Raw genomic sequence first — 13722 nt, 5'->3', positions numbered from 1 at the left:
ATTCAGGCTTTCAGGATAGGGATTTTACCTGCTCTTAAGATCCATGAGTTTTTTATTAAACCGATTTTTCAGGCTCAGAAGGATCTATTTGAATAGGCGAATATATGATAGTTCAGGTTTATTTTTCAGAATATATATTTCAAAATCTTTTTATTACCTCAGATTATATTCTTACGAGTTATTATAAAAACAGTATTTATTTTTCTGTATGGATAGTTCAATCAATTAAGGGGAGTATTGGTTTATGAATGGAAAATTAATTCTAAATGCTTTTACAATTTTCCTTCTTATGCTCGGGATGGTCATAATCCCGGCAGGCGCTGCGGTTATTACCGTAGATTCCAATGGAGGAGAAAACTACAGTTCGATCCAGGAAGCTGTTAATAATTCACAGAATGGGGATACGATTCTTGTAAACCCTGGAGTGTACCAGGAAAATATAGAGGTGAATAAAGAGGTTTCAATTATCTCAAATTCCACGTCAGAAGACCAAGTTAACCGCATATACGTACTGGGTGCAGTTCCGGAAGATGATGTTTTTTACGTTAACGCAAGTAATGTGACAATATCCGGATTTTATATCGCAGGAGGCCCTTCCGCCGAGGACTGGTATGAAGTAGGGATTTATCTTGAAGGAGCGGAAAACTGCTCAGTAAGCAACAATGCGCTGGTAATGAATGACGTGGGCATTGCTCTCAATGGTTCTCAGCGTAACTATATTTATAATAACCTCGTGGGCATCGGATATAGTGGGATTGTTCTCGTCGATTCCGAAGAAAATGAGCTGTCAGATAACTGGTTAACGTCAAACGGCGAGGGTATCTTGCTGAATAATTCTGTCAATAACACTATTATAAATAACACGGCAAGTGCTAATGGAATAGGGATTCTTCTTGGAACATCTGAAAGGAATATACTTGCCTATAATCTTATTTCAAAAAACGACTATGGAATCATTGGAGAGATGGCAGAATACAATACTATAGTTAATAACTCCGTGTACCTGAATGAGTTTGGAGTATATCTTAATGAATCTTCTAACAACACTATCTATCAGAACGATTTTTCGAATTTCCTTAATGTGATAGATGAAGGGACTAATATATGGAATAGCAGTTCGGCAGGTAATTTCTGGAGTAACTACACAGGGCAAGATGCTGACGGAAACGGTATAGGCGACACTCCATATGTTATCAATGAGACTACCGGAAGTATAGATTACATGCCTCTGGTAAATGAAACCTCTTCGGATAACAATTCAGGAAACGCGAGTGATAACAACGGTGATGAGACATTTATGGCGAATAAAAAGCCTCAGATAATATAAAGCCTCAATATGAAATATATAGGGATACTACAAGGCACAGCTGGGAATATACATATAAGTACCCTTGAGTACCTCTGACTCCTGAGATGGTTCAGAAAAATTATCAGGAGCTTATATAAAAGGTAATGAAGAGTTGTGAGAAACTTGTAAAATAAAGACGAGAATTCAAACCGTCATTCATGGAAGGGCTCTGTTAAAACCTCTTGTAAGGCTTTTAGATTTTCAAGCCCTTCTCTTTTTTATGATATCCATTCATTTTCAGTCTGTTTCCTTTTCATTTCAAGTTCCAGCTTTTTAATTTTAAGCTCCGGTAGATTCCTTCACTTGGTTTTGATTTTTCCCTTATAATTCCTTTATAATTCCCTTATAATTCCCTTATAATTCCCTTATAAGGATCTAGATCTTTTCTCAGAATCAGTACTTCTAAAGGTATTTCTTTCATTCTTCACGAGTATTACAATGAAATTATATTTTCAGATTTTATTATTTTGAGTCTGTACAGGGTAAGAGTTCAGGTTCACGGCAGGTATTTGAAACAAGCCTGAAATAAAAAGCTGATCCGGATGGGAAAATCGGGGTGATCTCAGGAAAATACATCGGGGGCCGATGTGTTTGAGATATAATTTTATAAAGGGTACCGGGTATTCGCAGTGAAACACGCAACCCTAACTGGTTTTATGAGTATTTGATAATATTATTATAGGCTGCAGGCAAATTAAACTCTTCATGAAACTCACGGTCCTTGTTGACAACAACACCTTTATTGACAGGTATTTCCTCGCCGAGCCTGGTTTGTCCTTCCTGTTAGAGGATTCGGGCATCAGAGTCCTTTTTGATACCGGGTATTCGGATATTTTCCTCAAAAACGCCCGGAAAATGGGACTTTCACTTTCGGACCTTGATTACCTGGTCATCTCCCACGGACACCTGGACCACAGCTGGGGGCTTGAACCCCTTATCCGCTTTTTCATGGAAGCAGGGATAGAAAGACTGCCCTGCAGATCTCCAATTCTCGTTGCCCATCCCCTCGCCTTCGAAAGTAAAAAATGTGAAGGGATAGGGGAAATCGGAAGCCTGCTCACTCCCAAAAAGCTTTCCGAACACTTCCGGCTGCAGCTCTCAAGCATTCCCCTCTGGCTGAGCGAGAGGCTCGTTTTTCTTGGGGAAATCCCCAGGAACTTCGCTTTTGAGGCAGGGGCAGCTGTCGGATATATGCAGGACGGCGAGGGAAATAAAATTCCCGACCTCCTTCCGGACGACACAGCCCTGGTGTACAGGGCAGAGGCAGGGCTCGTAATCATCACGGGCTGCTCCCATTCCGGGATCTGCAACATCACCGAATATGCAAAAGAAATCTGCGGAGACAGCAGGGTCCTTGATATAATAGGTGGTTTCCATCTCCTGGAACCCTCAGAAGAAAAGATGAACGGGACCCTCGAATACCTCAAAATACTTAACCCGACCTGCGTCCACGCCTGCCACTGTACGGACTTAAATTCAAAAATCGAGCTTTCAAAGGTTTGCAGGCTTAAGGAAGTGGGAATTGGACTGCAGATTGAATATTTTTAACGATCCTTTCTTTTCTTTTCTTTTTCCTTTTCTCTTCCTTTTCTCTTTCTTTCATTTTCTCCAGGAAAAAGCCGACAGCATACGCAACCGGTAAGTACGCAGGGTTCGATTTATAAGGATATATCGGTAGTTCAGGAAATCTTTCGGAAAGCTTTGATTCAATTGAAGGCTTTCATTCAACTTTTTTCAGTTCTTCCCTTATATTTTCTACTGTCTGCCAGGACTGTCTGACGATACTGGGGAATTCTCCGCAGTGTTCTTTTCCCCATTTTAACAGGAATCCTTTTGTTTTCGGGTCCGAAGGATAGCCACTGCCGAAGTCTGTGCACCATTCTTTCTTGAGCTCCTCTATAAGCTCGTCCCTGCGTACCTTTGCAATAATAGAAGCTGCCGAGACTACAGGATAGATAGCATCTGCCTGGTGCATGGAAATTATCTTTATTTCCTTTGCATGGTCAGGACAGGTTTTTGAGTACTGCCTGCAAACATTTTCGGCAAAACGTTCGGCTTTTACATCAGCAGCATCGACATACACGGTATCCGGTTTCAGCTGTTCAAGCACTTTTGCAAAGCAGACAACCATGATCTCGTTCATACTCATTATCTTCCTGAGTTCGTCGATCTGAGAGGGGCTGACCTCAAGGACGAAAAAGCCGTCGGCATGTTTTTTGATCTGGGCTGCAAGCTGCTCCCTTTTTTTCGGCGTCAGCTTCTTGGAATCCGCAACTCCCAGCACCTTAAGGATATGGGCTTTTGAGTCCTCGATTTTTACGCCCCCTATGCACATGGGCCCGATTACCGGACCTTTTCCGGCTTCGTCAATTCCTGCGATCATCATTTTCTGGATATCTCCTGATTTGGGGGAAGAGATTTTCAATGTATTAAAGTTTGCTCCTTCTCGAGCCGGTCTCCTTCGTGATTTTGGAGAATAAATCAAACGAGAATATCTGCTCTTAAGGAGCCTTTTCTTAAGGAGCCTTTTCTTAAGGAGCCTTTTCTGTCTTTCCATATGTTATACGCGGCAACTTTACATATGGGTTAATTTTATCTGAGAAAATAACTCTCAAATTAGGAATAACTCTCAAATTAGAATAATGAATTTTCAGAACTAATTTAAAATACTTTAAGTTGAAACTATTGTTCATCTTAAACCATATATACTTGATGAAGTATATTTAATATCTAGTCGAAATTTCTTTGGGTATGGAAATCCTCGATTTTGGGGAGTGAGCGATTGGGCGATGATAACTTCCCTGGCTAGTAGAGATGCTGGATTTTATTAAACGCTAAATGTTTAATTTTTCCTGCTTGAATTTTGATTTAATCTGTAGTTTGTTTATTTTTGAGCCAATAGGGGATTTATTTTTGGCTTAAAGGGTAATATAAAAGGGGGTTATAATATATTTTTATGTGAATGTGGAGAGCTGGTAGAAGAAAATACTTTTAGAGCTTATACAAAAACATCTGCTAATCCTTCAACCAGAACCATAGGTCATCGGACATGCGGAATTATTTTCAATTTTATTGACGGTAAAAGTCCAAAGAAATACTCTTCTCGAAAAGAATTGAAAATACTGGCTGCGAAATTTGCAGGCAAACATGAACTGCTTGTAGAAAATACTGGAAAATTCCTGCTTGAGGTGGACAGACTCAAGTCCCATGGCCAATTCTCAGATGCCGAAATATTGATTGGTGCATATACGAAGATTCTGGAGTCGAAAAATGCACTTAAGGTTTGTGCGACGGAAACGAAAACATGACCCGGATAACCAAAGTGTCCGGTCTGGCGATGCTAACTCCTTTTTATGCTGAATTTATATGATGCCATATGCTGATAGTCTAGAACATCTTCTTGACGAGTTCTCCAGAATCGATCGACTGATTCGCAGTTATTTTGAAGTCTTCCGGGCAGAGCTCTCTGAGCCGATAGATGAATTCAGAGGTCTATATATTTCGGAAGCCGAAATACAGACGCTTCTAAAATCTCCCGGTTTCGGGACAGATCCAAAAATACTGCCTGACTCGGAGATTAAAGAAATTGGAGAGGTACGCAGAGATATATATAGTAGAAAAATTGAAAGCCTGAGACACGGCAAAGAACTGAGGCTTCATACACTATCTGAGCTTTTCAGCCTGGATCCGTTTGAGATTGATATCCTTTTAATCGGACTTGCCCCGGAACTGGATCTGAAATATGAAAAGATCTATTCTTACCTTCAAAATGACGTGACCAGAAAACGGCCTGGAGTTGATCTGGCTCTGAACCTTCTCTGCCCGACAACCGAAGCGAAAATTAAGGCAAGAGCTTATTTCTCGCGAGAGTCGCCCCTGGTCAAAAACCACCTGGTCTATCTTGAAGGAAAAGAGACAGGCGAGAATTCAGAAGGGCAGCAATCCCTCCTATCTACAGCTTTAAAAGTCGATGAGAGAATAGTCAACTTTTTACTTGAGTTCGACGAGCCTGACGAAAGGATTCGGGATTTTTCATACATAATAGAAACAAAAAGGTCTTTTGAAGCTCTGGTCCTGCCTGAAGACCTTAAAAGCAGGTTGAAGGACTCTATAAGCTGGCATATCAGGAATAAAGTCCCTTTGAAATTCTTTTTCGAGGGGCCGGATGGCAGCGGGAAAAAGATTACTGCAGAATCTGCCTGCAGAGAAGTGGGCACTGATTTACTTATCGTGGATTCAAAAGCCCTTCTTGAAAGCCGTTTTCCAGAAATCGTGACTCTTGTGCTCAGGGAATCGCTCCTGCAGGATTCGGCGCTTTACCTTGAAAACTTTAATTCTCTGCTTGCAAATACAGGGACTGAAATTAAAGAGACTAAAATCCCTCTGAAGAATTTACTTCATAACCTGAGAAATTTTCCAAAGGGTGTTTTTCTGGCTGGAAACGGGTTTTTTGAACAAAAAGAGGATTTGATAAACAGCGGTTTTCTTTCTTTTTCTTTTCCCCGTCCTTCTTATCTTCTCAGAAAAAAACTATGGGAGACCTGCCTGGAGGGGGACCGTACCCTGGAAAAGGATACAGACTTAAAAGAAGTTGCAAGCAAGTTCAGGTTCACAGGCGGTCAGATTGAAAAAGCAATCACTACAGCACGTGAGATCGCGAGAGCAAAAAATCCAGATGTTCCGACACTCTCGGCTGAAATTCTCTACGAAAGCTGCAAAGCCCGGTCAAACCAGAGGCTAAGTGGCCTCGCTATGAAGATTAACCCTCACTATAACTGGGATGATATTGTCCTTCCAAAAGATACGCTTGAGCAGTTAAAAGAAATCTGTGACTTTGTCAAGTACAGGGGGACGGTATACTCTGATTGGGGTTTTGAAAAAAAACTATCCCTTGGAAAAGGCTTAAACGTGCTTTTTTCCGGTCCTTCCGGGACAGGGAAAACCATGGCAGCTGAAGTTCTTGCATGGGAAGTCCGGCTGGATCTTTATAAAATAGACCTCTCAAGTATTGTCAGTAAGTACATCGGGGAAACCGAGAAGAATTTAAATAAAATATTTAAGGAAGCTGAAATGAGTAATGCGATCCTCTTCTTTGACGAAGCTGATGCTCTTTTTGGCAAAAGGTCAGAGGTAAAAGATGCCCACGACCGTTATGCAAATATTGAGACCGCTTATTTGCTCCAGAAAATGGAAGAACACGAAGGAACCGTGATACTTGCGAGTAATTTCCGGAAAAATATGGATGATGCATTTCTTCGCAGGTTACATTTTACAGTTGAATTCCAGGTTCCCGATGAAAAATCCAGGGAACTTATCTGGAAACATACATTCCCTGCTGAAACTCCTCTTGAGGCTGAAGTAGATTTTGCTTTCCTGTCAAAATTCAAACTCACAGGAGGAAATATCAAAAACATAGCTCTTTCAGCCTCTTTTCTGGCTGCAGGAGGGTCTGGTAAGGTCGGAATGGAACACATTATCAGAGCTACAAAAAGGGAATATCAGAAAATTGGAAAACTCTTTACAGAAACTGATTTTGGAGAGTATTCCAGGCATTTGAAATAATCATGAGCATGAAGCATATCTACTGAATACTAAAACGTTTACATTGCAGATTTAAATAATAAATTTTTTCATGGACATCCTGTCCTTTAGAATTAAACAGTGGGAGGATAAGCTCATTGTCTGATTACAGATCAATAGCTGATGTTGGAGAGACTTTGATAGAGCTCTTAAGGGACAATATGGAGGAACTGGTTGACAGGGAGTCAATAGTGTTATTTTCTCCCGGAGAAATAGATTCCAGTGACAATGTGCGGCTATCCCTTTTTCTGTATCAGGTTTTTGAAAACACTCATCTGAGAAATCAGGAAATGCAGGTTAAGGATCCAGATACGCTTACATTTCCGCCATTGACCCTTGAACTATACTATATGTTAACACCTCATACATCTTCAGGAGTGCAGGATAAAACTGCCAGGTCACTGGAGGAACATACTGTACTGGGAAGGGCTATTAGAGTCCTGTATGACCACTCTATTTTGAAAGGATCGCTTTTGAAGGGGAATCTGAATAAAAACGAGGAATTGCACATAATGATGAGTTCCCTGAATATGGAAGACCTGACCAAAATCTGGAGCACATTTCCGAGTAAATCTTTCAGACCTTCAGTTTGCTATGTGGTTACTCCCGTACAGATAGATTCGGGCAGGGAGGTTGGTGTTCAAAGAGTAGTATCCAGAGAAATAAACTATGCCTATTATGCCAGAAAAGGAGGTAAATGAATGGTTTTTGCCAGACTATACGAGACCGATGCCTGCACCGCATATGCCGGTGATGTTCGATCTCTCAAACTCTCCTTTGCAGTATGGGTAATTGATGACTATACAAAGCAAAAGCCATTAGGCAAAATTCAGGTGGAGACAAAGGAAACAGGCAAAAAAGCATCCCAAAACCTCAGCGGGTATTATTTTTTTACTGACCTCGATGCCGGGAATTATAAATTAACTATTAAACCGGAACTGTATTTCCCGGAAGAAATAACAGTAGATATGTCAGCTTTTTCTGATCCCAAGAAACCGGTAGTTGAAATTAACGGCAAACCTGAAATTGCTCTTAAGCCCAACCCCAAATATCCGTTTCCTGCCAATGCAACCCTTCTTAGAGGGCAAATAGAATCAAGCTCAGGAAAAACCGTAACCGGCTTGAGAGTTGGAGTGGATGGCAGAGATATAGAAAACCTTGCAGACAGTAGAGGAGAATTCGTGCTTTATTTTAAAAACATTGCAAAAACAGAGGAAGTAACCCTGACAATAAACGGAGAAGCTGTTGAGAGCTCATTCACAGTACAGGAAGGAAAAACGGTTTCTTCAAAAAAGATTTTAATCCAGTAAATGATCCGATAAATAACTCTTCAATAAATAATTCTTCAATAAATAACTCTTCAATAAAAACTTAGTAAATTTTTCAACAAATAACTTAGCAAATAATTCGATAATTCATGCTTCAATTTAGGAGCACATGAACCGGGAAAGCTTCCAAAACTAAGATACTGAGGCTGCCCGGATAAAAATATAATTGATGATCAAAATAGGGGGAATAAATATACCGGAATATTTAGCACCAGGGGTATATATAGAAGAATTCGAAATCGGGGCAAAGCCTATCGAAGGTGTCAGTACGAGTACTGCCGGTTTTGTAGGATTTGCGGAAATGGGTCCTCTTAACAGGCCTATTCTGGTAACAAGTTTTGCAGAGTACCAGAGTATCTTCGGAGGATATTTGCCTGAAGATAAGGAATATGACAGTGTTCGCTGGCTACCGTATGCAGTAGAAGGGTTTTTCAGTAACGGAGGCAAACGGGCTTATATAGTAAGGGTGGCTGTCGAAGACAGTGAGAACGAAGACTCAAATGCAAAAGCTGCCTCCGGTTTTATACCTGATATCTCGGGAATCACCACCCACCTTACCGCAGAAACAAAAGCAGGGTCTTTTGTCCTGAAGGTAGACAATATAGCAGGTCTGGAGCCACAGGATATTCTATTCCTTAGAGACGGGGCTTTCTCGGAGTATTTCCAGCTCAGATTTGCAAATACAGCAAAAACTCTTACCCTGAATGCTCCACTGATAGGCAGCATATATGCGGAAGGAACTAAAATCACGAAACTTATACCAGGTCCCACTGATCCCGCTGACCCCGATGCTTACGAGGTACAGGAAAAACTCGAATCCGGAGATACGGAAATTATGCTTGATGACGTTTCCGGACTTACTGCAGGTGATGCAGTCCTGCTCGATAAGAATGAAAATGCGGAGATCTGCATCCTCAGCGCGGTCAATGATACACAAAAGTCAATTACAGTAGCACCAGCGTTAAAATTAAAACATGACCAGGGCGCAGAAATACAGAAATTATCAATTCCCGAGACTGACCCGGAAACTGCAGCCGTACTTATGGAACTGAAGGCTGGAGACTTGATTATCCCGGTTGCTCAGGAAGCTGCTGAATTTGATGTAAACAGTGCCCTCAAGATAGGGGATGAGTATTTCCTTATAAGAGCAGTCGAGACCGGTAACCTTCTCCTTTCAGAAGAAAAGATGAAATACCAGCACAAAATGAATGCGGAGATAAAGCAGCTGGTAAAAGCTATCAATGTTAGTGCTTCAAGCGAAGGAAAATGGGGAAACCGGATCAAAGTTATGTCAAACCTGAGTTCCCTATCCGAAGCCAGCCTGACAGAACCTGCCTCAAATAAAAATACCCTCACATTGAGTACGATAAACGGTATGGAAAAAGGCACCCTGCTAAAAATAGAGCCAAAAGATAAGGCTCCGATATACGAAACCGTAAAAGAAGTAATTAAAGCAGGCAGCAGCAAAAAAGTAGTCCTTGGAAATGTGGTCAATGAAAATCTCGATACTGGCACCAGGGTCTCTACAGTTGAGTTTGACCTTAAAATCAGGTTCGACGGTTCAGAAGAGATTTTTAAAAACCTTTCCATGAACAGTAACCACAGCCGATACATTACCAGAGTAATTTCGGAAGAAAGTTCCCGCCTGATTCGGATAGAAGATGTCAGCAGCACACAGGACCCGGCTGAAAAGATCCCCATGCCCACACAGGGCGCAGAGCCCGGCTGGCTTCTTGCTGGGGGAACTGACGGAATCCCGGAAGACGAAGGAAAAATTAACGAAACCTATGCAGGCAAGGACGATCTCATTCCTGAAAAAAGGACAGGGCTTCATACTTTGAAAAATAAAGAGGATATAAGCATAGTTGCGGTTCCGGGCATTGCCACACAGGCGATACAGGACAAGATCATAGCTCAATGCGAAGAGATGAAAGACCGGTTTGCGGTTCTGGACCCGGAAACAGGTTCTGACCTTGATGAGATCCAGGGACAGCGCAATTTATACGACTCCAAATATGCTGCCCTTTATTACCCCTGGGTCCAGGCATATGATCCCGTATCAAAGAAACAGATCAATATCCCCCCAAGCGGGCATGTCTGCGGTATTTATGCCCGCAGCGATACCGAAAGAGGAGTCCATAAGGCACCTGCAAATGAAAAAATCAACGGAGCTCTGGACTTGGAGAGAACAGGCAGTGCTGCAAGGGTTATCACAAAAGGACAGCAGGAAGTCCTGAACCCGAAAGGGATCAATTGTATTATTCCTTTCCCGGGCAGAGGGATCAGGGTCTGGGGAGCTCGAACGATATCCAGCGATTCTCTCTGGAAGTATATAAATGTCCGGCGCCTGTTTATCTACATTGAAAAATCTATTGAAAACGGGACACAATGGATTGTTTTTGAACCAAATAATGAAAAACTCTGGGCACGGGTTAATGCAACTATAACTCAGTTCCTTACCGGAGTCTGGCGGGACGGGGCTCTTATGGGGACAAAGCCTGAAGAAGCCTTTTTTGTCAAATGCGACCGGACTACCATGACGCAGGATGATATCGATAATGGGAGACTGATATGCGTCATAGGGATTGCTCCAGTAAAACCTGCAGAATTCGTTATATTCAGGATAGCACAGTGGGCAGGAGGATCTGCAGCGACTGAATAACAATAACCGAATAGCAACGACCAAATAATTACTGGCAGAATGAAACAGGCAACAGATTAAAAATTATTATAGGAAAAGGGGATAATGTATGGTAAGAGCGGATCCTTACAGACAGTTCAGGTTCAGGGTTGAAATTGACGGGATCACCCAGGCAGGTTTCAGTGAATGTACCTTTGGGGACACCACAACAGACGTGGCTGAATACAGGGAAGGAGATGAGCCTCCAAGGTTTAGAAAGCTTTCCGGGCTAACAAAATACGGAAATATTACTTTGAAGTGGGGGATCACGGATTCACTGGACCTTTACAGCTGGAGGCAGCAGGTAATAGACACAGGTGCAGAAGGGGCACGGAGAAATATGTCAATTATCCTGATCGATGAAGCAGGTGCGGATAAAGCCCGCTGGAATATTGAGAGAGCCTGGCCAAGCAAGTATGACCCTGCCGACTTCAATGCGAAGGGAAATGAAGTGGCTATAGAGACTCTTGAGATTGTCCATGAAGGTTTCAAGCGGGCTTCCTGAGTCCGAATACTATATAAAATACTTTTAAGATTTTAAAGTATTTTTATATTTAGTTTTTAAAGCAGATTCAGGCTTTAGTTCTAAAAATATATTCAGATTTTAGAAAAGAATTTTGGATAGAAAATAATTTAAGGGGGAATTTTTCTGGGATTTCAAACAGAGTTTGATTTTACCCTGCCTAAAGGTTATGTGGACAGTGATGGGAACCTTCATAACAAAGGTATCATGAGGTTGGCAACAGCAGCGGATGAGATCCTTCCCCTGAAGGATCCGAGGGTCAAATCCAACCCCGCATATCTGACTATAATCCTGCTTTCAAGGGTTATTACCAAACTTGGATCCCTTGAAAGCATCAATCCGGCTGTAATAGAGAACCTTTTTGCCTCCGATCTGGCATACCTGCAGGATTTGTATGCAAGGATCAACGAGAACGATACAAGTGAAATCCAGGCAGTCTGTCCGAAATGCGGACATAAGTTCGATCTGGAGGAGACTGAACAGGGGGAATAACCGGCTACCCCCTCAACAGATTGTATGAGGAGGTAGCCTTTATTGCCTACCATTTTCACTGGTCCCATGAAGAGATTATGAATCTTGAACACAGGGACCGCCAGCGCTGGTGTGAAGAAATCTCAAAGATTAACCAGCACCTGAGTAAGGATCGTGAGAGAAGTATCCTCGAAGTCCAATAATAACGGGTCAGATGCCGGGTTTATGGAGGGAAGATAGAATAATGGCAGGTACGGCAGGGAAATCGGATCCCTTTATGTCTTACCGCTTCCGGGTGGAAATCGGAGGGATCATTGTCGCCCAGATGTCTGAAGTAACCGGGATTCAGGCACAGACTGATACGGAGACTTACGAAGAGGGTGGGGTAAACAATTTCGTGCATATTCTTCCGAAAAGGACCAAATTCAGTAACCTTGTCCTCAAAAGAGGCATAACCGATCTCGATCAGCTGTGGCAGTGGCATCAGGACGTTGTTAACGGGAGGTTTGAAAGGAGAGACGGATCCATAATCCTGATGGATTCTGAAGGAAATGACAGGTGGCGCTGGGAATTTTCAGGGGCTTATCCTGTTCGCTGGACAGGGCCCGACTTGAAGGCAGACAGCAGCACCATAGCTTTTGAGACTATTGAACTTGCCCATCAGGGTATATGGAAGGGGAAAGGTTGATTACACGGAAATTCTCGGGAGCAAAAAAGCTGCGTGCAAAGGGGTCGCATACCGCTGTTTCAAACCCCAGCTTCCATTCAAACATTATAGAAAAATATTCTCGGAAAAAGAAACTTTCCAGCTTTCCCTTTCTTCTTTTCGGAGAAAATTCCAAAGAGAGAGCTATCCAGGGAAATAGGTTTTCTTTTCCAATTCATATCCAGGTTCTCAAATACCCTGTTTCTCGGGGAACGGTTTCCCGAGAACTTACCAAAGGAAGAATAACATCCAGTAATCAGCCAACCAGTAATCAGCCTTTGAAGCCTGCTCTCTTAAAGGAAAAAGAGATATTCAGGACACATGGAAACATATCAAGTGCCAGGGATATAATCAGACAAAATACCCGGGATATAGTTCAAAGAAGAGAATCCGTCATTCAAAAAACAGTATATAATATTCAAAAAGAGATCAGGACTTTATCACGAAATGAGAATTTTTATCCGGTCTCAGGCTTATTAACGGATGCGAATCTCATAAATATTGTGCGCAAAAAAGCCACTGAAGATCTTCTGAGAAATCCTATCGTTGCCAGAATGGTAGAAAATTCTATATTCCGTCCTTATGCGTTCTATCAGGCTAAAAGAAGTCTGAAACCTATATATCAGACTTATTCCGGGGATGAATCTTTCGGGAACTCGATTGGAATTTCTTCCTCTACAAGTAAAGTAATGTCAAACTTAAGCAGGACTCATCTGAAAAATGTAAATTCTGGAATAACTTTACCTGACAGAAATTCAGTTTCTGCTTTCGATGGAGGGCTTGTTCTGGACAGTTCCTACGAAAAAGAAACTTATCGCCAGGCTCCCGGGCTGGTTTTTAATTCATCGGTCAATCTCAGCCAGGAGTTAGAAAGAGAAATGGAGTCGATTAAAGAAGAACTGGCTCAGGCAGAAAAGGCAGCTGAGGAAAATTATTCTTCCATTTATTCCAGGATGGAAGAGGAATTAAAACGGAATCTCGAGATAAATAGAATCTCCGAACAGGTTATGCAGCAGATCACGATGAGATTGAAAATAGAAAAAGAAAGAAGAGGGCTTCTTTAATTGAAAAAAAGATATTAGAAGA

At 41.9% G+C, this 13722-nt stretch carries 13 protein-coding genes; 12 read left to right on the top strand and 1 reads right to left on the bottom strand.

All coding sequences use genetic code 11. From position 1 onward, the window contains the following. Positions 1-244 precede the first annotated feature (244 nt). Positions 245-1327, top strand: coding sequence for a NosD domain-containing protein (locus tag FXV91_RS05025; RefSeq protein ID WP_229389023.1), 1083 nt, complete (start codon positions 245-247; stop codon positions 1325-1327). A 726-nt stretch (positions 1328-2053) separates the two neighbouring features. Further along, positions 2054-2896, top strand: a complete 843-nt coding sequence (locus FXV91_RS05020) for an MBL fold metallo-hydrolase (RefSeq protein WP_229389022.1) — start codon at positions 2054-2056, stop codon at positions 2894-2896. A 172-nt stretch (positions 2897-3068) separates the two neighbouring features. Here the strand turns inward: FXV91_RS05020 and rnhB are convergent, their stop codons facing one another. After that, positions 3069-3734 carry a ribonuclease HII gene (rnhB, locus tag FXV91_RS05015; protein ID WP_229389748.1) on the bottom strand — a complete coding sequence of 222 codons (666 nt, stop codon included), beginning with the start codon at positions 3732-3734 and terminating at the stop codon, positions 3069-3071. 727 nt (positions 3735-4461) lie between these two features. Here rnhB and FXV91_RS05010 point away from each other — a divergent pair. The 10 genes from FXV91_RS05010 (at position 4462) to FXV91_RS04970 (ending at position 13700) form a co-directional block, all read left to right on the top strand. Continuing rightward, the gene (locus FXV91_RS05010) at positions 4462-4656 is read left to right on the top strand and encodes a hypothetical protein (RefSeq protein ID WP_229389020.1); all 195 of its coding nucleotides are present in this window, start codon (positions 4462-4464) and stop codon (positions 4654-4656) included. A 58-nt stretch (positions 4657-4714) separates the two neighbouring features. Then, a complete protein-coding gene (locus FXV91_RS05005) occupies positions 4715-6910 on the top strand; it encodes an AAA family ATPase (RefSeq protein ID WP_229389018.1) in 2196 nt (731 codons plus the stop codon). Between the two features lie 116 nt (positions 6911-7026). Then, positions 7027-7629 carry a DUF4255 domain-containing protein gene (locus FXV91_RS05000; protein ID WP_229389016.1) on the top strand — a complete coding sequence of 201 codons (603 nt, stop codon included), beginning with the start codon at positions 7027-7029 and terminating at the stop codon, positions 7627-7629. Further along, the gene (locus FXV91_RS04995) at positions 7630-8238 is read left to right on the top strand and encodes a carboxypeptidase-like regulatory domain-containing protein (RefSeq protein WP_229389014.1); all 609 of its coding nucleotides are present in this window, start codon (positions 7630-7632) and stop codon (positions 8236-8238) included. It begins immediately after the preceding gene. Between the two features lie 187 nt (positions 8239-8425). Further along, positions 8426-10918 carry a phage tail sheath subtilisin-like domain-containing protein gene (locus FXV91_RS04990; protein WP_229389012.1) on the top strand — a complete coding sequence of 831 codons (2493 nt, stop codon included), beginning with the start codon at positions 8426-8428 and terminating at the stop codon, positions 10916-10918. Positions 10919-11006: 88 nt separating this feature from the next. Further along, positions 11007-11441, top strand: a complete 435-nt coding sequence (locus FXV91_RS04985) for a phage tail protein (RefSeq protein WP_229389010.1) — start codon at positions 11007-11009, stop codon at positions 11439-11441. A 225-nt stretch (positions 11442-11666) separates the two neighbouring features. Next, positions 11667-11951, top strand: coding sequence for a phage tail assembly protein (locus FXV91_RS04980; RefSeq protein WP_229389008.1), 285 nt, complete (start codon positions 11667-11669; stop codon positions 11949-11951). 20 nt (positions 11952-11971) lie between these two features. Continuing rightward, complete coding sequence (locus tag FXV91_RS20175; RefSeq protein ID WP_322225055.1) at positions 11972-12133, top strand: DUF6760 family protein; 162 nt, start codon at positions 11972-11974, stop codon at positions 12131-12133. Between the two features lie 11 nt (positions 12134-12144). After that, positions 12145-12618, top strand: coding sequence for a phage tail protein (locus FXV91_RS04975; RefSeq protein ID WP_229389006.1), 474 nt, complete (start codon positions 12145-12147; stop codon positions 12616-12618). Next, positions 12615-13700 carry a hypothetical protein gene (locus FXV91_RS04970; protein ID WP_229389004.1) on the top strand — a complete coding sequence of 362 codons (1086 nt, stop codon included), beginning with the start codon at positions 12615-12617 and terminating at the stop codon, positions 13698-13700. Before FXV91_RS04975 ends, FXV91_RS04970 begins: the two co-directional genes overlap by 4 nt. Positions 13701-13722 lie beyond the last annotated feature (22 nt).

It is taken from the genome of Methanosarcina sp. DH2, assembly GCF_020804225.1.
Lineage (GTDB): Archaea > Halobacteriota > Methanosarcinia > Methanosarcinales > Methanosarcinaceae > Methanosarcina.
This window is presented reverse-complemented; position numbering and strand designations above follow the sequence as displayed.

Coding starts and splice junctions, on each gene's coding strand:
- FXV91_RS05025 (WP_229389023.1), top strand. CDS start 245: ATGAATGGAAAATTAATTCTAAATGCTTTTACAATTTTCCTTCTTATG.
- FXV91_RS05020 (WP_229389022.1), top strand. CDS start 2,054: ATGAAACTCACGGTCCTTGTTGACAACAACACCTTTATTGACAGGTAT.
- rnhB (WP_229389748.1), bottom strand. CDS start 3,734: ATGATGATCGCAGGAATTGACGAAGCCGGAAAAGGTCCGGTAATCGGG.
- FXV91_RS05005 (WP_229389018.1), top strand. CDS start 4,715: ATGATGCCATATGCTGATAGTCTAGAACATCTTCTTGACGAGTTCTCC.
- FXV91_RS04995 (WP_229389014.1), top strand. CDS start 7,630: ATGGTTTTTGCCAGACTATACGAGACCGATGCCTGCACCGCATATGCC.
- FXV91_RS04990 (WP_229389012.1), top strand. CDS start 8,426: ATGATCAAAATAGGGGGAATAAATATACCGGAATATTTAGCACCAGGG.
- FXV91_RS04985 (WP_229389010.1), top strand. CDS start 11,007: ATGGTAAGAGCGGATCCTTACAGACAGTTCAGGTTCAGGGTTGAAATT.
- FXV91_RS04980 (WP_229389008.1), top strand. CDS start 11,667: ATGAGGTTGGCAACAGCAGCGGATGAGATCCTTCCCCTGAAGGATCCG.
- FXV91_RS04975 (WP_229389006.1), top strand. CDS start 12,145: ATGCCGGGTTTATGGAGGGAAGATAGAATAATGGCAGGTACGGCAGGG.